At 28.1% G+C, this 22,678-nt stretch carries 23 protein-coding genes and 1 pseudogene; 10 read left to right on the forward strand and 14 right to left on the reverse strand.

Annotated elements, in window-relative coordinates:
- Nucleotides 1–158: 158 nt before the first annotated feature.
- The 4 genes from bpuSUM_RS00005 to bpuSUM_RS00020 all read right to left on the reverse strand — a co-directional run bounded on the left by bpuSUM_RS00005 (nt 159) and on the right by bpuSUM_RS00020 (nt 3,459).
- Entirely contained in the window at nt 159–881 is a 723-nt protein-coding gene (locus bpuSUM_RS00005) for a hypothetical protein (RefSeq protein WP_247065075.1), read from the reverse strand.
- Between the two features lie 148 nt (nt 882–1,029).
- Nucleotides 1,030–1,560: a P13 family porin gene (locus bpuSUM_RS00010; protein ID WP_247065078.1), complete on the reverse strand. Its 531-nt coding sequence runs from the start codon at nt 1,558–1,560 to the stop codon at nt 1,030–1,032.
- A gap of 232 nt (nt 1,561–1,792) precedes the next feature.
- Complete coding sequence (locus bpuSUM_RS00015) at nt 1,793–2,791, reverse strand: hypothetical protein (RefSeq protein WP_247065080.1); 999 nt, start codon at nt 2,789–2,791, stop codon at nt 1,793–1,795.
- A 56-nt stretch (nt 2,792–2,847) separates the two neighbouring features.
- Nucleotides 2,848–3,459, reverse strand: a complete 612-nt coding sequence (locus tag bpuSUM_RS00020) for a hypothetical protein (protein ID WP_247065082.1) — start codon at nt 3,457–3,459, stop codon at nt 2,848–2,850.
- A 73-nt stretch (nt 3,460–3,532) separates the two neighbouring features.
- Here bpuSUM_RS00020 and bpuSUM_RS00025 point away from each other — a divergent pair, with 73 nt between their 5' ends.
- Complete coding sequence (locus bpuSUM_RS00025) at nt 3,533–3,760, forward strand: hypothetical protein (RefSeq protein ID WP_247065084.1); 228 nt, start codon at nt 3,533–3,535, stop codon at nt 3,758–3,760.
- Between the two features lie 189 nt (nt 3,761–3,949).
- Entirely contained in the window at nt 3,950–5,737 is a 1,788-nt protein-coding gene (locus bpuSUM_RS00030; protein ID WP_247065086.1) for a phosphoglucomutase, read from the forward strand.
- Between the two features lie 69 nt (nt 5,738–5,806).
- Here bpuSUM_RS00030 and trpS read toward each other — a convergent pair whose 3' ends face one another.
- From trpS to bpuSUM_RS00045, 3 genes and pseudogenes are all read right to left on the reverse strand, one after another.
- Nucleotides 5,807–6,862 carry a tryptophan--tRNA ligase gene (gene trpS / locus bpuSUM_RS00035; protein ID WP_247065088.1) on the reverse strand — a complete coding sequence of 352 codons (1,056 nt, stop codon included), beginning with the start codon at nt 6,860–6,862 and terminating at the stop codon, nt 5,807–5,809.
- Between the two features lie 2 nt (nt 6,863–6,864).
- A pseudogene (locus bpuSUM_RS00040) lies at nt 6,865–7,856 on the reverse strand (AI-2E family transporter).
- Nucleotides 7,857–8,033: 177 nt separating this feature from the next.
- Nucleotides 8,034–8,891, reverse strand: a complete 858-nt coding sequence (locus bpuSUM_RS00045) for a hypothetical protein (protein ID WP_247065091.1) — start codon at nt 8,889–8,891, stop codon at nt 8,034–8,036.
- 102 nt (nt 8,892–8,993) lie between these two features.
- On the opposite strand from bpuSUM_RS00045, the gene cdaA reads away from it, so the two are divergent.
- Genes cdaA through priA form a run of 7 tightly spaced genes read left to right on the forward strand, consistent with a single transcriptional unit; the run spans nt 8,994 to nt 15,281 of the window.
- Nucleotides 8,994–9,764: a diadenylate cyclase CdaA gene (gene cdaA, locus bpuSUM_RS00050; protein WP_247065093.1), complete on the forward strand. Its 771-nt coding sequence runs from the start codon at nt 8,994–8,996 to the stop codon at nt 9,762–9,764.
- A gap of 3 nt (nt 9,765–9,767) precedes the next feature.
- The gene (locus bpuSUM_RS00055) at nt 9,768–10,772 is read left to right on the forward strand and encodes a YbbR-like domain-containing protein (RefSeq protein ID WP_247065095.1); all 1,005 of its coding nucleotides are present in this window, start codon (nt 9,768–9,770) and stop codon (nt 10,770–10,772) included.
- 1 nt (nt 10,773) lies between these two features.
- On the forward strand, nt 10,774–11,151 hold the full coding sequence (gene acpS / locus bpuSUM_RS00060; RefSeq protein ID WP_247065097.1) for a holo-ACP synthase: 378 nt from the start codon (nt 10,774–10,776) through the stop codon (nt 11,149–11,151).
- Between the two features lie 3 nt (nt 11,152–11,154).
- Entirely contained in the window at nt 11,155–12,003 is an 849-nt protein-coding gene (locus tag bpuSUM_RS00065) for a DUF2225 domain-containing protein (RefSeq protein WP_247065099.1), read from the forward strand.
- Nucleotides 12,004–12,741, forward strand: coding sequence for a tRNA pseudouridine(38-40) synthase TruA (gene truA / locus bpuSUM_RS00070; protein ID WP_247065102.1), 738 nt, complete (start codon nt 12,004–12,006; stop codon nt 12,739–12,741).
- The gene (locus bpuSUM_RS00075) at nt 12,734–13,312 is read left to right on the forward strand and encodes a uracil-DNA glycosylase family protein (RefSeq protein WP_247065104.1); all 579 of its coding nucleotides are present in this window, start codon (nt 12,734–12,736) and stop codon (nt 13,310–13,312) included. Before truA ends, bpuSUM_RS00075 begins: the two co-directional genes overlap by 8 nt.
- Entirely contained in the window at nt 13,305–15,281 is a 1,977-nt protein-coding gene (gene priA, locus bpuSUM_RS00080) for a replication restart helicase PriA (protein ID WP_247065106.1), read from the forward strand. Before bpuSUM_RS00075 ends, priA begins: the two co-directional genes overlap by 8 nt.
- Here the strand turns inward: priA and udk are convergent.
- On the reverse strand, nt 15,278–15,898 hold the full coding sequence (gene udk / locus bpuSUM_RS00085; protein ID WP_247065108.1) for a uridine kinase: 621 nt from the start codon (nt 15,896–15,898) through the stop codon (nt 15,278–15,280). The genes priA and udk overlap by 4 nt on opposite strands.
- On the reverse strand, nt 15,891–16,280 hold the full coding sequence (locus tag bpuSUM_RS00090; protein WP_421623025.1) for a rhodanese-like domain-containing protein: 390 nt from the start codon (nt 16,278–16,280) through the stop codon (nt 15,891–15,893). The genes udk and bpuSUM_RS00090 overlap by 8 nt, the downstream gene beginning before the upstream one ends.
- 128 nt (nt 16,281–16,408) lie before the next feature.
- Here bpuSUM_RS00090 and bpuSUM_RS00095 point away from each other — a divergent pair, with 128 nt between their 5' ends.
- Nucleotides 16,409–17,377 carry a YitT family protein gene (locus bpuSUM_RS00095; RefSeq protein ID WP_247065113.1) on the forward strand — a complete coding sequence of 323 codons (969 nt, stop codon included), beginning with the start codon at nt 16,409–16,411 and terminating at the stop codon, nt 17,375–17,377.
- On the opposite strand, the gene bpuSUM_RS00100 is transcribed toward bpuSUM_RS00095, so the two are convergent.
- From bpuSUM_RS00100 to ruvB, 5 genes are all read right to left on the reverse strand, one after another.
- Nucleotides 17,374–18,354 (reverse strand): RluA family pseudouridine synthase, encoded by a 981-nt coding sequence (locus bpuSUM_RS00100; RefSeq protein WP_247065115.1) that lies wholly within the window; start codon nt 18,352–18,354, stop codon nt 17,374–17,376. The two genes, bpuSUM_RS00095 and bpuSUM_RS00100, sit on opposite strands and share 4 nt — an antisense overlap.
- Nucleotides 18,355–18,825 carry a hypothetical protein gene (locus bpuSUM_RS00105; protein ID WP_247065117.1) on the reverse strand — a complete coding sequence of 157 codons (471 nt, stop codon included), beginning with the start codon at nt 18,823–18,825 and terminating at the stop codon, nt 18,355–18,357.
- A gap of 4 nt (nt 18,826–18,829) precedes the next feature.
- Nucleotides 18,830–20,494, reverse strand: coding sequence for a diphosphate--fructose-6-phosphate 1-phosphotransferase (locus tag bpuSUM_RS00110; protein WP_247065119.1), 1,665 nt, complete (start codon nt 20,492–20,494; stop codon nt 18,830–18,832).
- Nucleotides 20,495–20,562: 68 nt separating this feature from the next.
- Entirely contained in the window at nt 20,563–21,600 is a 1,038-nt protein-coding gene (gene queA, locus bpuSUM_RS00115) for a tRNA preQ1(34) S-adenosylmethionine ribosyltransferase-isomerase QueA (protein WP_247065121.1), read from the reverse strand.
- Nucleotides 21,590–22,633: a Holliday junction branch migration DNA helicase RuvB gene (gene ruvB, locus bpuSUM_RS00120; protein WP_247065123.1), complete on the reverse strand. Its 1,044-nt coding sequence runs from the start codon at nt 22,631–22,633 to the stop codon at nt 21,590–21,592. Before ruvB ends, queA begins: the two co-directional genes overlap by 11 nt.
- Nucleotides 22,634–22,678 lie beyond the last annotated feature (45 nt).

The raw sequence follows: 22,678 nt of genomic DNA on the forward strand, positions 1-22,678 counted from the left end.
ATATTTAGTTTTTATTAGTATAAGAAATAAGAAAAATTAGATATCAAATCATTCATTATACAAAGCTAACCAAACAAATAAAATCGAAATAAACTTTCTAACCTATTCCATAATTCTTGTATCTCTTCTTTTAATCCTTTTTCCTCCAATTCTTCTCCCTATATATTTTTTAAAGATCTAAGCAAAACCTCAATGGTTGCCTCAATCTTTCTGGCATAATCATCAGCAGCCCTACAGTCTTCCTCAGCTTTTTGTTTAACTTCTCCTGCTTTTTTCCAAGCGTCAATAGCAACATCCAATTTTTTTTCAGCATCAAAAATTCTATTATCCTTATTATCTTCAACGGATACAGAATTCTTAATTTGAGCAAGTTCAGAAATAGCTTGATCCAAAGCCTTATCAGCTCTATTATACTCTTCAATAGATTTAGTCCAAATATCATAAAATTTACCAACCATATCTCCAGCCGCAAAGGACATTTTATAAAGATTTGACAGAGTCTTTTCATTATATCCACACCACCATTGCAATTTTTTAAATTCATTATCAAAATTTTCCAAAGAAGGTATATTAAAACCAATTTCATCTTTTTTCTCATTTTGAACTTCAAAAATTATATCCTCTTGACCTACATTAACATTTTCTTCCTTAATTTCATCAAGTTCAAAATCTTGCTCCAAAACCTTATTACCATCTCTATTGAAGGGAACGCTACCAATATTATCCTCAACAATACCATCATTACTAATCTTACTGATAATATTTCTTAAACTTTCACCATGATTACAACTTGTAATAAATAAAACTAAAAACACTATTGATAATAAACTTACCTTGCGTCCCATAATATACATTTCATTTAATTGATGTATAAGGATCATAATATGTCATTATATTGCAACTTTATAAAATAAAGCATAATTTCAACAAAAATTTAAGAATTACATATTCAATACGGTTACCTTATTACAAGGTAACCGTAAGTAAACATATTAAAACTATACTCAAATTTTATTTTACATTTTATAATCAATACTTCTTAGTAAAAGCAAGTTCAAACGACAAACCAGCATTTTCGTTGAAATTTACTTCAAATTGGGGCTTAAATCCTCCCAAAGATATACCCAATTTTTCTCGAAGTTTCCTATTATAACTAGACGCATATGTAAAGGGACTTATTATCTCAACAATTCGTGTTATAAATAAAGTAATTCCACCTAAAGACACCAAAGATAATGCAAACGTTGGTGTTTCAATACCTTTATATTGAGAAAGAGAATATATACCACCACTAATCAAACCTACACCCAACATATCAAATCCTAAAATCAGTAATCCACCAGTAAAATTTCCTTGCATGAATGAACCTGTACCAAAACCCACAAAAAAATTCAATAAAAAAGGCACTAAAGTATTTTGTTTATGAAGTTCATAAATCAACAACTTGTTATCCATATTACCTTCAGTAGCTACAGTATCAGAAGCAATCTCATCATAACTTTGGGCAAAACTAACAACAATACAAACAAAAAATAACATTAAAATTAATACTTGTTTCATAAACACCACCTTACCTTCCCAAAAAATGCTCAACATTTTCATAATATCCATATTATAACATATAAAAACTTAATCATTCTCTTACCATGCTACCCATTTTGTTATAAATGTCTTATAACAAAAACTTTATTCATTAAATGATTTATTGCTTACTACTTCTATCCCATTCTTTCTATTTATTCTTCCTCTTTTTCATCATATTCTTTTCTTCTATTCTTTTCATTTCTTCTTCCTATTCTAGTTTTTCTCCTCTATAGAATATCTCTTGCAACAAATCACCAATCTCTTTTCCTCTTTTTTCAACCTCTATAACTGCATCATTACCATTTTTACTATTGATCAGTCTATTAAATACCTTGTAAAATCTTTCTGCTGTCATTTCTTCTTTCGACAAATTATAATTTGTCAGAACAAGAAGAATATGCGATACAGAACCTATCAAGATACTATATTCTCTTACTTTCTGCGTAAGATTTATAACTTCTTCCGTAGTCGAATATTTGTCAAAAATAAGGCGATTTCTCGGCTCCGCAAATTTACCACTTAAGGGAAATAAAGTAGAACATGACATTCTGCCTAACATATTCAATAAATCTCTAATAGCAGGCCGATATCGATTATATAGCCTCAACCTCTCTGATGCATCCATACTACGATAAGCGGACTCAGAAACACTACGAGGGGGATACATTGTATATATTGCAAATGCTACAGCATAAATAAGCGCAGGATGATACCTCATAGAAGCATAAATAATTTCTTCATTGAAACTATATCCCCATTCTCTTACGTCAAATATATTATCAAAGACCAAAAACGGAAAACCTTTTCCTGCATGATTAACAGGTTCATAACGTTTAATATCATGTCTAAATGTATAAAGCTCTTCTCTTGCTTCATAAAATTGTTTTAAAGCTTCCTCTTTCGTTGTTGCTTCTTGTTTTTCTAGATCCTCTAAAAATAAATCGAAATCTATCGGCTCAACAATTATATCATTTTGTTCACCTGAAGGAGGAGGAACATCAGGAGGAGGAGGAACATCAGGAGGAGGAGGAACATCAGGAGGAGGAGGAACATCAGGAGGAGTAACGACACCACTAGGAGGATGGACCATTTTATTTGACCTAGCTCCAAATAATTTTTGAGCTAAACTTCCTTCTTCTCTTATTTTTGCATTGTAACCACAACTTATCACAAACACAACAAAAAACATTATACTTACTCTTACCATTAAAATTCTCCTTTTTTATATTCATTATAACTTCTATATTAAATCTATTAGAACTTTTAACTATTATTATTCAGCATATCATCAACATTAAGTACCAATCTTTGTTTCTCTCTTATAACCAAACCTCTATTCATTAAATCCGATAGATAATTCCTTATTCTATAATACGATAAATTCGTATCTCTCTTAATGTCCCTCAAAGACTTTATGGTACGATTATCATATTCTAAATTAGATGCAATAAATTCAAGTGATTCATCAACACTTTTAGACGGTTTTTTATTCCCTCCTACACTCTGAATGCGACTACCTTGTACCTTTTTAACCTTACTTCTTGTAGATAATGGAACAGAGTGTAATAACTTTTGTTTGTAAAACTTATGATAAGCATTCTGTATTATACAAAATACCATTGCTAAAAATATATCTAGACATACAGACAATAATAGTAATGAATAAACAAAAATTATATTAAGATAATCATCACTAGCAATAACAACAGACGTCCCATTCAAAACATTAGCCGCTTTAATGCGATTATTATTTATAGCTGTTATTTCAATCAAATTACTAAGTTTAAAACGCAAATCCCTTAAAGATTGTAAATGCTCATCCCTTTGATTAAACAAAATCTTATTCTCTTTGGTTGCATTCTCAATTTCTCTCATGTAATAATTATAGGACTTGTAACAAAATCTGTAAGTTCATGGATGAGTTTTGAGAGTTTTTTTAGCTTGATGTTTGAAGATACTATTAGGTATACTTAGGTATACTGTTGTAAGTATTAAAAAAAGTCAAGGAGAAAAGGAAGAAGGGATTCGTAAGCTACTCTCTAGTAAAGAGAGAATAATTGAAGGTGAAATATCTAGTATTGATATTAAGATAAAGAATAATAATGATCGTATAGAATTTGCCAAGAATAAACATTTGAGCTTAGATTATACATATAAAACTATGAAGCAAGATTAATACAAATAATTGCTACTCTCTCTAAGAACGCAAACACTGAAGCCCTAGACACACCTTCAACCACACGCTTCCTTAGTAAACATAAGAAAAGCAATAAATAATGTCTATTGTAATAGAATATGTTACTATAATCATAGTACTACAAATAAAGACAAATATTAAATAAAATATACTAATGAACAGAAAAATATGCTAAAAGGGTATACATTAAATATGACAAATCTAAGAGATGCTATTAATGAAATGATACTTTCTCATTCAGGATTTAGAAAGATATTTGCAAAATCAAAAAATGAAAATTCAATAGAATATGAAATAAATGATGACGACAAAATATTGGTTGCTCTTATAACCTTTACAATATCAAATTATTTTAAAGATAAACCAAGAAAATACATCAATGTTGGATTAGATTCAAGAGCAACAGGAAATATAATCTCAGAGATAATAATTAAAACCTTAATTTTAAATAATAACAGTGTAAATTTTTTTGGAATACTCCCAATACCAGAAATCTTAGCCTATACAAAAGAAAATCAAAATTCAAAAGGATTTATATACATTTCTGCCAGTCATAATCCTACAGGATATAATGGCATTAAAATTGGATTAAATGATGGAGGAGTGCTAAATTCAAATGAAACAAATAAAATAATACGTCAGATCAGATCCAACATTGAAAATGAAACTTTAATAAACAATCTAATAACAGGCTTACAAAAGTTTAATACCAATGCTATGCAATTAAAAACATATGAAGCAATTATCACTTCACAGGCTAGACATAAAACACAATCTTATAACTCATATAAGTCATTAATGCAACAAATAATATATTCAGATACACATAATCAAAAAAACATTGACATACTAAAAAAGACTATAAAAAAAGAACCTATAGGAATCATAGGAGAGATGAATGGTAGTTCTCGCATTAATTCAATTGATAGGGAAATGATTGAATCTTTGGGAATAAAATTGGAATTTCATAACACAGAAATTGGTATCTTTAAACATGGAATGACTCCTGAAGGGACATCTTTAAACATGTGCAAACAAATATTAGAACAAAAATTTAAGAATGACAATTCTTTCAAATTAGGATATGTCCCTGATTGTGATGGAGACAGAGGCAATTTGGTCGCAATTTTAAAAAAAGAACAAGCGAGTATCATTACACCACAAAAAATATTTGCACTCTCAGTACTCTCAGAGCTTAGCTATCTTTACCATACGGGAATTAAAGACAATTTAGCTGTCGTAGTTAATGATGCAACCTCACTAAACATTGAAAAAATAGCCTCGTTATTTAACACAAAAGTTTATAGAGTGGAAGTTGGTGAAGCTAACTTAACAGAAATGGCTGACCTTTTACGAAATAAAGGATTAATAGTAAAAATTTTGGGAGAAGGATCAAATGGGGGAAATATTACATACCCTTCAAAAGTAAGAGACCCACTAACAACTCTCTTTAGCATCATAAAATTGCTTAAAATCAAAAATCTTTACAAAATATGGTGTTCAATATCTAATAATTCATATAATGAACACTATACTCTTGAGGACATATTAAAGACAATCAATTTTTATAGCAATGTAGAAGTATCATCAGAAAAAGCCATGCTTAAAATAAAAGCAAAAAATCAAGAAATACTAAAAACCAACTATGAAAAATTATTAGAAAAAGAATTCAACAATAATACCGTATTACAAAAACTACCAATACATAATTATGAAATTATAAATTATGAGGGTATTAAACAAACTCTATCTAGAACAGGTGACTCATCAGGAGGGCTTAAAGTTTTATTTAAAAATAATAAACATGAAATAATTGCTAGTTTATGGTTCCGTGGCTCAAAAACGGAACCAATATTTAGAGTATTAAGTGAGGTCATATCTGAACATAATGATTTACTATATCCTCTCTTAGATTTTCATACAGATTTAATACACTCGGCTAACTCTTTAACCTAATTAACATACAGAAATTATGACACAAAATTCAAACAAATTGATTTCTTATGGTTAATTACGCGGTACAACTTACATACTTGGATTATTTTTTAAAATTTTCTCTACATTTCTTCTAACCCCATCCCACGTCTTTGATATACCCATCAAATTTTTAGCATTTTTTATAACTTCTACTGCAACTTTTCTAGTTTTACTTGTCCCTTCAAATATTATTTCATCAATATAACCCTTTTTAGCTTTAAAAAATTTTCTTCTCTCTCTAATTGGTATTAAAAATTGATTTAAAACCTCAAAAAGCCTCTCTTTAACTTCAACATCTCCAATTGTACCCTTCCTATACCTAGTTTTAAACTCATAAAGCTCATCAATATTACTATTAAAAAGATCATGATAAATAAAAACAGGATTACCATCAACTTCTCCTGGTATATCTGCTCTCACTCTTTTTGGATCTGTAAACATAGACATAACTTTCTTACGCAATAATTCCTCATCATCACTTAAAAATATCGCATTACCAAAACTTTTACTCATCTTAACCTTGCCATAAATTCCCACAAGAGCCTGAGAATCTGTAAAGACAGCTTCAGGGATTGGAAAAAAATCTCCATAAAGATAATTAAATTTCCTAGCAAGTTCTCTTGTAAGTTCAATATGAGCCTCATTATCACGTCCAACTGGAACTAAATTAGCCTTTGTCATCAAAATATCCGCACTCATAAGAACAGGATAACCCAAAAGTCCATAAGGAATCTCAGATAGTCCAGCAGCAATACTCATGTCCTTGATACTAGGAATCCTTTGCAAACGATTAACCATTACAATCATTGATAGTACTAAATTTAACTCTAAAAGCTCAGGTATAGCTGATTGCAAATAGATATTAACTTTTTCAGGATTAATCCCACACGCCAAATAATCCAAAACCATTTCTCTAACATTAACAGATATTTCATTAATGCTTTTTAAATCTGGTTTTGTAGTAAGAGTATGCAAATCCGCTATAATAATATAAGTCTCATATTCCTCCTGATACTTTAATCTATTAACAATAGACCCAACATAATGCCCTAAATGAAGAGAGCCTGTAGGTCTATCCCCTGTAAGCATAACTTTTCTCTGCAAACCTAACTCTCCTTATTATTATCAACACTTAAGATCTTTGAACCACTTAAAAACACAGAAAAAGGTTTTAAACACACTATATTATCTACTATTACTTTTATAATCACTGTAAAAGGATAGGCTATTAAAAGTCCCACAATACCCCAAAGCCATCCCCAAAAGAAAAGAAAACAAAGCAGTAAAAAAGGAGAAAGATCAAGCCTATGTCCTTGCATCTTAGGCTCAAGAATATTCCCAATCAACATTTGAACAAATGTATTATATATAAATATATAAAAAACCAAATTTAAATTAGGATAAAACTGTACTAAAGCAGCTATCACAATAAAAAAAACCGCCAAAATTGAACCTATACTTGGAATAAAATTAAAAACAAATGTAAGAACCCCCCATACACGAGGAAAATCTTGTCCAAACAACTTTAAACCTATAAACACTAAAAACCCTGTAAGACAACTAACAAAGAGCTTTATTCCCAGATACTTACTAATCTGATTATTTATTGTACTTAAAGCCTCAATAAATATACTCGAAACAGATTGTTTAAAAGCATTTTTAACCTTGATATCAAAAATGTGTATTTCTGATAGTAAAAAATATAACAATAAAAATAATACAACCAAACTACTTGCAAATCCAATAATCTCATTAGATATCCGAGTTAAAAAAGGATAAATATATTTAGAAAAATCTATATTGCTAATAATATCACTATCTAACTTATATTTTTCAAGAATATCTACCATAATAAAAATTAACTGCTTCTGATAATAAGGTAATTGATCAATTAATACAGTAACACTATAATAAACAAAACTAAAAACCAAATAAGAAAATGAAAAAGAACAAAAAAAATTACAAAAACTATTAAAACTCTTGGGATCTTTAGTTTTTTAAGAAAAGTATAAATGGGATATACCAAAAACCCAAGAACCACCGCAATAGCTAAAGGTTTAAATATTGTTTGTGCTATTTTTAAAATAGCAATTAACATTACAATCAAAGCTACAACATAAAACACAGACTGTAATTTAACAAACTTTAATCTATCAGTTGATTTTAGCTCTAAAGACATCTCATTGCTCCTTCAATATATCTTAATTATTATGAAAAATATTTAAAAACAAAATCAATATTCACTCACGAATATTTGCCAAAATTTAAAATCAATTTATATATTTAAATGAATCTTTTCCATTATCCAATTATATAACTTAGTTCCCTTACTATAATTAGCTTCGGCTAAATCCCCTACTCTTTTCTCTTTAACTAGCCTCTTAGCATTCTCATCATTGCCATGATAAACCGTCAACGTATTTTTATAATGATTTAAGCTGTTATTCAAAATTTCAAAGGCTGGAATATCATTAAAACCATCTGCAATATAAAACATATTTTCAAAAGGAATCTCTCTTCTACCTTTAGGAATCCTCTTATTAATTTTATCATAAGATCCCTTATTTAGCTCGAAAATTACCCGGGTTTTTATTGTATGATCTACGAAATAACATACGCTACTTAAAACAACATTTTCTGAAAATTTATTATCTAAATTCTGATAAAAAGGCATAAGGTATGTGTCTATAAATTCACAAGCCCAAACCTTAGTAACATAAGGAGCAATACTACTTCCCAAAATCATCTGCCTAAAACCACTTGAAACAACATAAATATTTATCACAGTAGCTGACTTCTTTAAACTTCGATTTATTTCATCGATTTCTTTAAACAAAGAAAGAACTCCTTCAAAAAATCTCAATTTTGAGCCCAATTCAAATAATATTTTATTATTTAAACCTTTAAAAATACCTTCCCTGACATATGTTAAAAAATGTGACAAATATATCATTTCATTAGCAATGATATTACAATAATTTTTATTATAAGTAATAGATAAATTTTCAACTTCACTCCAAAATAAACTAGCATCAACATTATACTCATCAAAAAGTACCTGTTGCATATTACCATAAATTAAAGTGTCATCAAAATCAAATATCAAAGCTATAATCTTTTCTTTTCTACCCATAAACAAAAAATAAATTTAAATCAACATTAACTCGTATTATAATATATACTTATATATGGTAAGATAATACCATATATAAGTATATATTGAATAAAAATGATTATGATAGATATAAGTAGTATAAATCAAATAAAAGATATTACATCTAAAGTATTAGATATAAGTTTAATCAGCATTTTAGTTTATTATATCTATAAAAATGTCATTAATTCTTATTCTGTAAATTTACTCAAAGGAATGATCATCATTACATCTATTGGTATCGTATCTTATTATTTCAACTTATACACAATAAATTGGCTATTAAATTACATAGCAAACATATTGCCAATTGCAATGCTTATACTATTTCATCAAGAAATAAAAAAAATAATTATGCAAATTGGAAATTTTAATTTATCTTTTAAACTTGCAAATAACAAAGAAGAAACTACCAAAACTATTGTCGAGATAATAAAAGCAGTTAAACATTTATCAGAAAATAAATCTGGTAGCTTAATCTGCATAGAAAAAAAAATACAATTAGATCAAATAATAAATAAAGGCATAAAATTAGATTCAATTATATCTAATGAAATATTAATATCAATTTTTGATTATGAAACACCTTTACATGATGGAGCAGTAATAATTAGCAATAACAAAATAGTTTATGCTAGTTCTTTTCTACCATTATCTAATGTCGAATCTATCAGCAAAACCTTTGGAACAAGACACAGAGCAGGGCTTGGAATTTCTGAAAATTCAGACGCAATAACAATAATAACATCTGAAGAAACTGGTTCTATTTCACTCACACAAAACGGAAAATTAGAATATAATTTAAGCTTAAATGAAATCAAAAAAAAATTAAATCTTGCATTAATAGAATGAATAATGATTATAACTAAAAAACTTATGAATATAATAAAATTATTATTTGAAGATTGGCAAAATAAAGCTATTTCTATCCTAATAGCTATTATTATGTTCACGACATCTTACTTTAATAGTATAGAATCAATCACAATAGAAAAAAAATTTAATATTTTATTAGAAGATGAAGTTACACTAGGTAAAATACCTGATTTTAATAAATTGTTACTTACAGTCAAAATCAACAAAAAAGACTTAAAATATTTAGATCTTGACCGAATAACCTTATTAGTTGAAGCCAATAACATAAAAGAAGCTGGTGAATATGAACTGCCAATAAAGATCAAAAACTTTAATCCCATACCTATTGTTGAATATAAGCTTTCAAAAAATAAAATTACACTAAACATTGATAAAAAAATCTCAAAATTAGTCAAAGTTGAACCCAAATTTAAATTACTTGAAAAAGAGGATAAAGAGGGTAAAGGGGAATATTTCATTGCCAAATATAATATAGTACCTGAAAAATTAAAAATACATGGTCCTGAAAAAGTAATCAAGACAACAAAGTCAATCAAAACCAAAATAAAAGAACTCGATATAAATACTGTATTTATTTCAGAACACCTAGAAGTAATCTCTCCAAACCCACTAATAACTCTTGACAAAAATCACGTAATAGTCAATATTACACTAGGTAAAAAATATATACATACAACAATAAAAAACCCAAATTTAATTTTCAATAACCTAAAAAATGGACTGGAAATAAAAAACAAAGAAAAAATCCTAGACCCAGAAAATGAGATGTTTATTAAGATAAGAAGCGGACTCTCAGAAAAGATAATTAAAATGCATATAGCTAACAAAAATATTAATCTCAATCTCGATTTAAGTCAAATTGCAACTCCTGGAATTTATAATATTAACACAGATATAATACTTAAAAATAACACTAATGGCATAGAAGTGTATGAATATGAACCTAAAACAATAAAGATTGAAGTAATCCCAACAGAGCAATAAAATGACGAAATCAATAGGATGTGATATAATCAAAGTTACAAGATTTAATAGTTTTTTACAAAATAGAAAAAAATTAGAAAGATTTTTTACACAAAGAGAAATTGAAAATTCAGAAATGAAAGGACAAGGGGCTTTAGAAAGTTTAGCTGGTAAATTTTCAGCAAAGGAATCATTAATTAAAGCGCTAAGCCCACTAATAGATATCAAAATAAAATATTCACTTAAAGACATTGAAATTATAAGCTTACCAAAAGGTAACATAATATTTAAGTTACACAATGATATTAAAACTTTGATTAACCAAATGAACCTAAAATTATACTTGACAATTTCACATGAAAGGGAGTATGCTATTGCGTTTGTAATAGTAGAGAATTAATTTATGAAAAAAATATCATATTTGACAAAATACGAAATTGAATGTCCTTTATGCAAACACAAATTTAGGAAAGAAGAACTATTAACAGGAAGTAGCAGATTAATAGCTGGGGAGTTAAAAGTTGATTTAAAGAGAGAGTATATAAAAAATGAAAAATATGGCAACATTTATCCCAGGATATATTCAATAACAGTATGTCCCAATTGTTATCTGGCTGCATTCCCAAATGAGTTCAATGCAATAGCACTTATTAACAACAGAATAAAACAAATTCTAATCATCCGTACTGATGAACGTAAAGAAATAAACTCAATTTTTGAAGACAACCTAAATTTTAATGAACCAAGAAGACTTCAAGAAGGAGCTGCTAGTTATATCCTTGCTATAATGTGTTATGAACATCTGGATAAAACTCATAATCCAACTTTTAATCAAGCAAAATGTGCAATAAGATCGGCATGGATTTTTGAAGATCTAGACAAAGAATATCCAAATCAAAACTATAACTATTTGCAAAAAATATTTTATCATAAAGCAGCATACCTTTATAAATTAACAATCGAAAAAGAGCAAAACAATTCAGAACCAATTAACGCTGAAATAGTATTTGGTCCTGATACAGATAAAAATTATGGATATGACAGTGTTTTATACCTATCAAGTTTACTAGAATATTTTTATGGTAATAAAGAAGATAAACAATACAGATACAATCAATTAACTGAGATAAAAACTCTACTATCTAAAATAACCGGAATGGGAAAATCATCAAAAGAAAAACCTTCAATACTTTTAAATAAAATAAAAGAAGTTTATTTTAAAATTTCAAAAGAAATAAAAACTTTTAAATAAATGAAAAAAGTACTTGCAGAAATAACATATGACGGTTCATCATATTATGGATTTCAAATCCAACCAAAAAAACCAACAATTCAAGGAGAAATTGAAAAGGTATTAGAGAAAATAAGTAAAACAAAGATTAAAATTCATTCAGCAGGAAGAACAGATAAAGGAGTACATGCAAGAGGACAAATAATATCTTTTTATATAAAAATAAATATTAAGCTTAAAAATCTAAAGACAGCTATAAATTCCCTATTAAAGGATGATATTAGAATAATAAAATTAAAGTATGTAGAAGATAAATTTCAACCTAGATTTGATGCCAAGGGAAGAAAATATAGCTATTATATACTCAACAATGAAAAACACTATCCTTGGGAAGGATATCAGGCTTATTATGTAAAGAAAAAATTAAATATTAATAGACTAAATGAAATGGCTAAAATGCTAATTGGAATACATGATTTTACTACCTTTGCATGCAAAAGAGACCAAACAAACTCAAAATTGAAAGAAATTTATTCTGCTAGATTTAAGAAAAAAAATAAATTTATAATCTTTGAAATAATAGGATCCTCATTTTTATGGAAAATGGTAAGATCAATAGTAGGAGCAATGATCGATATAGAGATAAAAAATGAACCTGTTGATACTTTTAAAAAAATTTTAAACTCAAAAAATAGAAAATTTACAAGAAAAACAGCACCTGCTAAAGCTTTATTTTTAGATAAGGTTTTTTATGAATAAAAGCAAATTGCTTAAAAAATTGATACTTCTCAGAATACTTAAAAACAATATATCGGAAAATATTTATAGCAAACAAGAAGAATTTGAGAAACTCAAAAATCAAATAATTAAAGCTAGAAACATAAAAATTTTAAAACACACAGAACAAAAAGATACAAAAGAAAATAATAGATTAATAAAATCAATAGGATACAAAATAAATAAAAATGACAAAAAAAGTTTATTAATAATATATATAGATAAAAAACATCTAAATCAAAATGCAAAAATAATAGTAAAAAAATGGTGTGAAAGTATTAAAATATTAAATTACAAAATAATAGATAATCCTAACACTTTAACATTAGAGATTAACAACCAACAACCTAAAGCAATTCTTGCATGTGAAGAGGTAGCATTATTCTTAAACCAACACTTAAGAATCCAAATTGTGAGAGGATTTGAATTAAACTTTAAAGGAATTCCAATAGTATTTACATATCTCCCTAAAAACCAATTAACAAATCCAGAACTCAAAAAAGAAATCTGGCAAGACTTAAAAATCATAAAAGGTATAATAAAATATGGATAAAAACTCAGAACACAATTTTTACTATGAAATTGCGTTTAATATTCCCGTAAATAGACTTTTTTTTTATAAGTACAACTTAAAATTAAAAACAGGAATAAGAGTAATAACAAATTTTAATGGAAAAGACACAATTGGAATAATAATTAAAAGATATGCCAAGGAAGAACTTAGGGAAAATTTCACGTTTGAAATAAAAGATATAATAAAAGTCATTGACGAGAATGCAATAATAATAGAACATAACATCAATCTTGCACACTGGATTAGTCAAAAAACATTTTCTGGATTTGGAGAAACTCTATTTTGTGGATTACCTAAAATTTCAACTTCAAATAAAGAAATAAAAAATAATGACAATAAAAATTTAAGCTATAAACTACCCATTCAATTAAATGACGAACAAAATAATATTTATAAAGAAATTATTGAATCAAACATACAAAATACATTTTACTTATTTGGTGTCCCCGGCTCTGGAAAAACAGAAATATTTATTAAACTATGCGAAAGCTATTTGGAACAAAAAAAACAAATAATTTTCTTAATTCCCGAAATTTCTCTGGGCTATCAAATAATTCAAAGAATCAAATCAAATCTAAGTACAAATAAAGTCTATGAATATAACTCAAAAGTATCAAATTCAATGAAAACCTTAATATGGAATAAAGTCAAGAATGGAGAAAATTTAATTATAATTGGTGTTAAGAGCGCATTAATGTTGCCATTTAAGAATTTAGGGTTAATAATAATGGACGAAGAACATGAATACACATATAAATCTGAAAATACTCCAAGATTTCATTCAAGACACATAGGATTTTTTCTACAAAGCACATTTAATGCCAAATTTGTAATGGGAAGTGCAACGCCATCACTTGAAGCATATCTTGCTATGGAAAATAATCAAATAAAAAAAATGGTTTTAAAAAATAAATTTTTTGAAAGAACATTCAAAGAACTTAAAATAATAGACATGAATAAAGAACGCCAAATAATATCTTCAGAATTGCTTTACAGCATACAAAAAAGTTTAATTGATAAAAGACAAGCACTAATATTTATCAATAAAAGAGGATATTCAAAAACACTTGAATGCAAGATCTGTGAATATATAATTTACTGTCCACATTGTTCTTTCAATTTAATTTACCATAAAAGCGAAAATAAGCTCATCTGTCATTACTGTAATTACAAAACAAAAATAATAAACAATTGTCCTAATTGTAACTCACAAGACATCATATACAAAACATATGGGATTCAATTTATTGAAAGAGAATTAAAAAATTTTTTGCCGAATGCAAGAATAGCAAGAACAGACTCTGATCTTAATAAAAAAGAAATTATTCAATCAATAAATGCATTTGAAAATGGACAATTAGATATCTTAATTGGAACACAAATCATTGCAAAAGGTTTTAATTTTAAACAGATCAAAACACTAGGTATCATTAATGCAGATATTGGAATGGGTTTACCTGATTTTAGAAGTAGTGAAAGAATTTTTGCAATAATTTCACAAGTACTAGGCAGAGCTGCAAGATTCCAAAGTGATAACACAATTATTATTCAAACAAAAAATCCGGATTATTATCCTATAAAATACGCATATGAGGGCAAATATGAAGAATTTTATAAAGAAGAAATAAAAATTCGAAAAGAATTAAATTACCCTCCTTTTAAAAAAATTATTAGAATAGTAGTTAAAAGTAAAAAACAAGAAGCTGCTAGACATAAATGTTTAGAATTTTTTGAAATATCTAAAGAATTATTAAATGATAAAATCGAATATATTGGCCCATCAAAAGCACCCATGTCAAAAATATCCAAACACTATAGGTATAACATAATATATTTATCAAAATCATTCAATTTACTTGAAAAGCTAATACGTTACACAAAAGAAAAAATAAAATTAACGAGAGATACGTATATTGAAATAGATTATTACCCAATTTCATTGCTTTAAAAAAAACCTGAACTCTCTTTCCCAAGAGTCCTTAAGAAAGATGAGAGAACATAAAGGGCTTTATCATTATGTCCTCCTTCAGGAATAATAAGGTCAGCATATTCCTTGGTAGGTTCTATAAACCTATAATATCCTGCCCTAGTAGTATTTAAATACTGTTCAATAACGGATTTCAATGTACGCCCTCTCTTAGACATATCTCGTTCAAGTCTCCTAATAAATCTAATATCGTTAGGCGTATCAATATATATCTTTAAATCTATCAAATTGCGCACTCTCTCTTCAACAAAAATCATAATACCTTCAACAATAACAACAGGGGTTGGAACTATTTCAACGGTTTCATCTTTTCTTTTATGATTAATAAAATCATAAAGAGGCATATGAATTAACTTATTTTCTTTTAGTTTCTTTAAGTGCTTATAAAACAAATTGTTATCAAAAGCATCTGGATGATCAAAATTAACATCTAAAAATTCATATTCATAATCACCTACACTTTTATAATAATTATCTTGCGATATAAGAACAAATTCAGGAATAACTTCACTAATTTTATTAACAACTGTAGTTTTCCCACTCCCAGATCCACCTGTTATTCCGATAATCTTAACCATTAACCTCTTCTTTAGAACTAGGCAATTTAGGCATATTTTTTAAAGTTCCTGCAACAAATACATTATTAAAGCCTAATCCTTTTAAAATTTTCTTAGCCTCAATAGATTTGTTAAAACTTTTACCATAAATTATTATTTGAGTTTCAATATTACCTAACTTATCTTTTTTAGCAAACAAATCCTTAAAAGGAATATTGATTGATTTTGCATAATGAGATTTACTATACTCTTTAGGAGATCTAATATCTAATATTTTTGCACCATTTTTAATTTTTTCCAGTAATACCAAATTAGTTCTTTTCATCTTTAAAACAATAAAGAACCAAATATAAAAAAAGAGAAAAACCATCAAGCATATAAGCTTTATATAATTAACAATCATATCTTTTATAAAACAATAATATCAAAAAAAAAGAAATAAATGCAATAAAATTGAATTGTTTTTTAGTAAAATTAATATAAAATTCAAGTAAATCAATGATTTTATACTAAAGAGTAAGTAATAAAAAAATGAAAAAAAAAAGGAATAAATGGACTAGAACAAAACAAAAGATTAAGTTCATTATATTAAAAATACTGAGAAAACAGCTAAAGAATATTCTCAAAGATCCAAAATTAATACTGATTAGCACATTGCAAATAACAACTGGTTCACTTTTAATGGCAATATCCACAAACATTCTATACATACCACACGGACTTTTAAGTGGTGGCATTGCAGGAATTGCACTTATGCTGCATTACCTCTTAAACTTTAATCTAGGACTTACAATCTTCATATTAAACATTCCTTTATTCATTATTGGAATCAAGTTCTTAAATATAACATTTGTAATTCAAAGCTGGATCGCAATGGCTTTATATTCACTCATAGTCAATTATTCACAATTTTTACAATACAAAATGCAAATAAATGATATGATACTTGTATCAATTTTAGCAGGTCTAATATCAGGTCTTGGACTTGGTCTAATCTTTAGAGCAAAGGGATCATCAGGTGGTACAGACATTGTCTCCATGATAATTAAAGAAAAATATTCAATTAGCATTGGAACTACAAATTTCCTCTTTAACCTTGCAATATTACTAATTGCAGCTGTATTTTTCAATATTGAAATTGCCCTTTACACCTTAATTGCTTCATTTGTAACAGCTATAATGACGGATAAGACAAGTACAGGATTTGGTAATCAAAAAGCAATACTTATTATCTCAGATAAAGGAAAAGAAATATCTTATTTGCTTACCAATAAATTAAAAGTAGCAGCTACATTACTTGATGGAAAAGGTGCTTGGGCTGGAAACGATAAAACTATAGTTTTCATAGTAGTTCCTACAATGCGTATGTCCAGAATTAAATATATTTCTCAAAAAGTTGACCCTAACTGCTTTATTACAGTACTCAACACAAATGAAATAACTGGAGGAAAAAAAATTATTGAATCACCAATTATAAATAAATACGATACTACAACTTAAAACTTATCTAAAAACACAATAAAATCATTAACAAGCATACTTAACGTCTCTTTATCATAAAATATCGACAAAAAATCAATGAATCTTTGTGGAAATGCTGAAATAAATTTTTTCAAAGAACATTCTTCAATATTAATTTCAAGTTTGAAAGCATGAAGCATCAAAGACATTTCTTTAAACTCTTTATCCAATCTAGCATAAATACTATCTCCTAATATTGGATGATTTAAATGCTTCATATGAACTCTTAATTGATGAGTACGTCCTGTTTTAGGCTTTAAAGCTACCAAGGAATAATTGCCTATACTAGCCAATACTCTATACTCAGTTAATGCTCTCTTTCCCCTATTATCATGCACGCTAAATCTTTTTCTATCATGTCTATCTCTATCTATAAAAGTCTCAATAATACCAGAATCAATTTTAAAATTTCCTTTAACAACTGCAATATAAACTTTCTTCACAAATCTTTCCTTAAACTGTCCAGATAAGAAATTTAAAGTTTTCAAATTTTTAGCACAAATCATCACACCAGATGTTTCTTTATCTAACCTATGTACAATTCCGGGTCTAATTTTATCCTCCTGAAAACTATCTCTTAAACCCGAGATATGATATAAAAGAAAATTTACAACAGTATTCTCCAAGCTAGATATACCAGGATGACTTAAAATACCTTGGGGTTTATCCACAACAATGACATTTATATCTTCATAAAGAATACTAATAGACAAATTCAAAGGTCTTAAATATTCCCTTAAATTAATTTCTTCATTAAACTCTATTAATATTTTATCATCCACAAAAACGGGTCTTGATAATTTTATCGCAACAAAAACACCATCATGATATCTAAAAGCTTTTACCTCTCTTTTCTTAATTTGACTTCTAGTAAAAAGACATAAATCTTCAGATAAATAAATATCCAGTCTTTGAGAATCTTTCCTTATAATAAACTCTTTTTGAAATTTTTTCATCTAATAACCAAAACAATCAATCAAGGCAATTATTAAAGATATTGCTAAACCAGCTGATGCTGAAATCATAAATTTTTTAAAAGTTTCATCTTTTGAAAGCCCAAAACCACTTGAAAAAGGATATGGAAAATTTTTCCCATCCATATTATTAAAATAATAAGATAAATCAAAACAATACAAACCTATAAATAACGCTATAGGAAAAGTGCCAACACTTATTGCTGAAAATCTAAATAATTTCTTACCCCAATTAAAATTAATAGTTTTTTCTATGTTTAAATCTTTATTTTCTTGAACATCTTTATAAAAAAAATCATCATCAGATTTAAGCCTCACAAAAACTTCACTACTAAAATCAATATTATTTTCGCTGGAGGAAATTTTATCTCGCAGCGAAAATTTATAATAATCCAAAGAATTTGAATAAAGAATAAAAACATTAAAAAGCAAGAGCAAAAATCTAATCATCAATATTTTAATTTTCCAATTCTAATTTCAATGTTAAAGTAATTTCATCAACAAGCTCAGAAATACCAAAATATTGAATAGGTCCTGGGAAAACATATAAATTATTCACAGCCCATTCTTCACGATTTTTCACAAACTCATTAAAAGGTGCTCCTTTCAAATCAACAAGGGCCTTCTTAATAACTGGTTTAGCAACACCATATCTCTCTTCCATATTCATCATCATTGTTAAAGGTACTCCACCTGCAAGCCATTCAGTAGCATTTTTATTTAAGTTTTTAATACTAGACATATAACCTGTTAAGCCATTTAAAACAAGGATTGCAGCATTATATCCCAAACTATAACAATAATCACTATCAAAATTGGAAGGAGCAACACTTCTACCCTCATAGCCAAAAAAATGATTAATAGGAACAAATTTACCACTATATTCACCTATCTTTCTCAACTCTTCTAATCTAACATTAACCATTTCCATAAATAGTTTCTCAGTAGGAACTCTTGACACATTAAAGTTACCATGGGGATCTCTCTCTAAAACAGAATTTACAAGTTCAACTTGAATAAATAAAGGCAAAGATACATATACTTCCCTCATATAACCACTAAGCTTAGAGATAAAAATTTTTCGTACATCCTCAACATCTAATCCCTTAAACTCACTTTCATTACTGTCAAATATGCTGCACAACTCAATCATCAAAGATTTAATTTCGGGAATGAATTCAATAACACCTTCAGGTACTATAATAACTCCAAAATCATATCCTTTCAAAGAACGTTTGACTACAACAGAAGTTATGTCTCTTACAAGCGCCGATAAAGTTTTCTTCTTTGCTAAAATTTCTTCAGATATAATGCAGATATTAGGACGTGTCTTTAATGCACACTCAAGAGCAACATGAGATGCACTTCTTCCCATAAGCTTCACAAAATGCCAATATTTCCTAGTTGACATAGCATCACGACATAAATTGCCTATCATTTCAGAATAAGTCTTAGTAGCAGAATCAAATCCAAACGAAATCTGAATATGTGCATTTCTCAAATCAGCATCAATTGTTTTTGGAATACCAATAACTTGAATATCATGACGTTTTTTCTTAAAAAACTCTGCCAATAAAGCCGCATTGGTATTTGAATCATCTCCACCAATAACAATAAGAGCATTAAGATTATTTTTAAGAACAACTGACAAAGCCTGTTTATATTGAGTATCGGTCTCTATTTTAGTTCGACCAGAAGATACAATATCAAACCCCCCTGTATTTCTATAAGAATCTATTAAATCTTGTGTAATCTCAATTTTTTTATCCTCTAATAAACCTGAAGGTCCACCTTTGAACCCAAAAATTTTTGAATTCGGATTAGATTTTTTTATCGCATCAAAAATGCCAGCAACAACATTATGCCCTCCAGGAGCAGGTCCACCAGAGAGAATCACTCCTACATTTAAAACCCTTGTAAAATCCACATTTGAAGAACCTTGGATAAAATTTACAACTGGAAACCCATAAGTATTTTTAAAAATTTCTCTTAAAGCATCTCTATCCTCAAGGGCTTCTGTTTTTTCACCAAAAACCACACTAATATTTTGAAAATCATTTTTCAAAATTTTCGGCAGTTTTGGAATATATTTATATCTTTCTTTTTGAAAAACTGACATCATATACCTTCTCCTTTCAAGATGTATCTAATTATTATTAAATAAATAGTAAAATAATTAACCATGAATATCTACATATGATTTAAAAATAAAGTAGCATCACCATAAGAGAAAAATTTATAATTCATTTTTACAGCTTCCCTATAAGCATTAAATACAAAATTTTTACCACCAAATGAAGAGACTAACATTAAAAGAGTTGATTCTGGTGTATGAAAATTTGTAAAAAGCATATCAACAAACTTAAATTCATATCCCTTACCTGGGTAAACAAAAAGATTAGTCTTTTGTTCACCTCTCACAAAACCTCTTTGCTTATCATAAGCAGATTCCAATGCTCTAAGAGTAGTAGTTCCAATAGCCAAAATCTTCTTACCTAAAATCTTTGCCTCCTCAAGTCTAAGCGCTACAGAATTTTTTATTGAAAAACTTTCAAAATGCATTCTATGTTCCTCTATTGTCTTAGTTCTTACAGGAAGAAAAGTACCAAGCCCAACATGAAGTGTAATAAAATCGTATTCAATATTATTTTCATCCAATTTAGAAAAAAGTTCCTCACTAAAATGTAACCCTGCTGTAGCTGATGCTGATGAACCAATATATTTTGAATAAATCGTTCGATAACGCTCCTCATCCTTTCTATCATAGTTTCTCTTAATATAAGGTGGTAAAGGAATAAGTCCATGCTGTTCAAAATAAGACTCATTCACACACTTATTAAATTTAATTATAAATTCATTACCTGTTTTTGAAATTATTTGAGCCAATAAACTCTGAGGAAACATATAGACTTTGCCAATATTCTGTTTTTTAGCCTTAGAAATTAAAGACGTAAACTTATTCCCTGACAATCTATCTAGAATTAAAAACTCAATACTACCTCCATGCTCCGTTTTGGCATATATTCTCGATTTCCTAACCCTTGAATCATTAAAAACCAAAAAAGTATTGCTATTAATATACTTAAAAATATCGTTTATTGAATCATTATGATAAATCTTCTGATTGCCAGGATCCAGCACCATTAATCTTGATAAGCCTCTTTTCTCACTCGGATACTGTGCTATTAAATTACATGGTAGATCAAAATAAAATTCTTTAGTATCCATTTTCTCCATTATTTAAGTCATCATGATTATTTTTATTCAAATTTAGATGAAAATATGCAAAATCAGTAGCCTTGCGTCCTCTGCTAGTCCTCTCAATCAGACCCTTTAAAATAAGATAGGGTTCGTAAAAATCCTCAAGAGAATCTGCTGTCTCGCCAACAGAAATTGCTAAAGTTTCAACACCAACAGGTCCACCTTTAAATTTCAGTATTAAACTCCTTAAAATATTTCTATCTTGTTCATCAAGTCCTTTATGATCAATTTTTAACATTTCAAGTCCAGAACTCACAATACTCTCTGTAATCAAATCATAACCACCAACTTGTGCAAAATCTCTCATCCGTCTTAAAAGCCTATTTGCTATACGAGGCGTTCCTCTTGAACTTTTTGCAAGAAGCCAGGCAGCTTTATTTTCCAATTCAATATTTAAAATAATCGAATTTCTCTGTATTATTTTCACAAGTTCATCTTCATTATAAAGATCAAATCTAAATAAAATTCCAAATCTCGCATAAAGCGGTGACGCCACTTTCCCCGGCTTTGTAGTAGCACCAATTAAAGTAAACTTAGGAATTGGCATCCTTACAGTCCTTGCAGCAGGACCTTGTCCAATTATCCAGTCTATCTTATAATCTTCCATTGCAACATAAAGCATCTCTTCTATTACGGGTTTAAGCCTATGTATCTCATCAATAAATAAAATACTCTTATCATCAAGCGTCGTTAAAATACCAACAATATCTTTTGGCTTATCAAGAACTGGAGCTGAAGTCATCTTAATTGTAGTATTCATTTCAAAAGCAATAATACTAGCCAGAGTAGTTTTCCCAAGCCCTGGAGGACCACTTAAAAAAACATGATCAAGCGCTTCATTTCTATCTCTAGATGCCTTTATAAAAATATTCAAATTTTCTTTAATATGAGATTGTTTCACAAAATCTTTAAGGGATTTTGGCCTAAGTTCACTCTCATTTCTATCATACAAAAAATTCTTGTCAGAACTTAAAACCCTAGCTCCCCCTCCAAAATCCATCTAATCACCCTCTCTTTAATAAACAATCACCTATAAGCCTCTAAT

The organism is Borrelia puertoricensis (assembly GCF_023035875.1).
In the GTDB taxonomy this organism is placed as follows: Bacteria; Spirochaetota; Spirochaetia; order Borreliales; family Borreliaceae; genus Borrelia; species Borrelia puertoricensis.

Bases quoted from the DNA above. Each gene is read 5' to 3' on its own strand.
- bpuSUM_RS00005 (WP_247065075.1), bottom strand. From the start codon at position 881: ATGATCCTTATACATCAATTAAATGAAATGTATATTATGGGACGCAAG.
- bpuSUM_RS00010 (WP_247065078.1), bottom strand. From the start codon at position 1,560: ATGAAACAAGTATTAATTTTAATGTTATTTTTTGTTTGTATTGTTGTT.
- bpuSUM_RS00015 (WP_247065080.1), bottom strand. From the start codon at position 2,791: ATGGTAAGAGTAAGTATAATGTTTTTTGTTGTGTTTGTGATAAGTTGT.
- bpuSUM_RS00020 (WP_247065082.1), bottom strand. From the start codon at position 3,459: ATGAGAGAAATTGAGAATGCAACCAAAGAGAATAAGATTTTGTTTAAT.
- bpuSUM_RS00030 (WP_247065086.1), top strand. From the start codon at position 3,950: ATGCTAAAAGGGTATACATTAAATATGACAAATCTAAGAGATGCTATT.
- bpuSUM_RS00045 (WP_247065091.1), bottom strand. From the start codon at position 8,891: ATGGGTAGAAAAGAAAAGATTATAGCTTTGATATTTGATTTTGATGAC.
- cdaA (WP_247065093.1), top strand. From the start codon at position 8,994: ATGATAGATATAAGTAGTATAAATCAAATAAAAGATATTACATCTAAA.
- bpuSUM_RS00055 (WP_247065095.1), top strand. From the start codon at position 9,768: ATGATTATAACTAAAAAACTTATGAATATAATAAAATTATTATTTGAA.
- acpS (WP_247065097.1), top strand. From the start codon at position 10,774: ATGACGAAATCAATAGGATGTGATATAATCAAAGTTACAAGATTTAAT.
- bpuSUM_RS00065 (WP_247065099.1), top strand. From the start codon at position 11,155: ATGAAAAAAATATCATATTTGACAAAATACGAAATTGAATGTCCTTTA.
- truA (WP_247065102.1), top strand. From the start codon at position 12,004: ATGAAAAAAGTACTTGCAGAAATAACATATGACGGTTCATCATATTAT.
- bpuSUM_RS00075 (WP_247065104.1), top strand. From the start codon at position 12,734: ATGAATAAAAGCAAATTGCTTAAAAAATTGATACTTCTCAGAATACTT.
- priA (WP_247065106.1), top strand. From the start codon at position 13,305: ATGGATAAAAACTCAGAACACAATTTTTACTATGAAATTGCGTTTAAT.
- udk (WP_247065108.1), bottom strand. From the start codon at position 15,898: ATGGTTAAGATTATCGGAATAACAGGTGGATCTGGGAGTGGGAAAACT.
- bpuSUM_RS00090 (WP_421623025.1), bottom strand. From the start codon at position 16,280: ATGATTGTTAATTATATAAAGCTTATATGCTTGATGGTTTTTCTCTTT.
- bpuSUM_RS00095 (WP_247065113.1), top strand. From the start codon at position 16,409: ATGAAAAAAAAAAGGAATAAATGGACTAGAACAAAACAAAAGATTAAG.
- bpuSUM_RS00100 (WP_247065115.1), bottom strand. From the start codon at position 18,354: ATGAAAAAATTTCAAAAAGAGTTTATTATAAGGAAAGATTCTCAAAGA.
- bpuSUM_RS00110 (WP_247065119.1), bottom strand. From the start codon at position 20,494: ATGATGTCAGTTTTTCAAAAAGAAAGATATAAATATATTCCAAAACTG.
- queA (WP_247065121.1), bottom strand. From the start codon at position 21,600: ATGGATACTAAAGAATTTTATTTTGATCTACCATGTAATTTAATAGCA.
- ruvB (WP_247065123.1), bottom strand. From the start codon at position 22,633: ATGGATTTTGGAGGGGGAGCTAGGGTTTTAAGTTCTGACAAGAATTTT.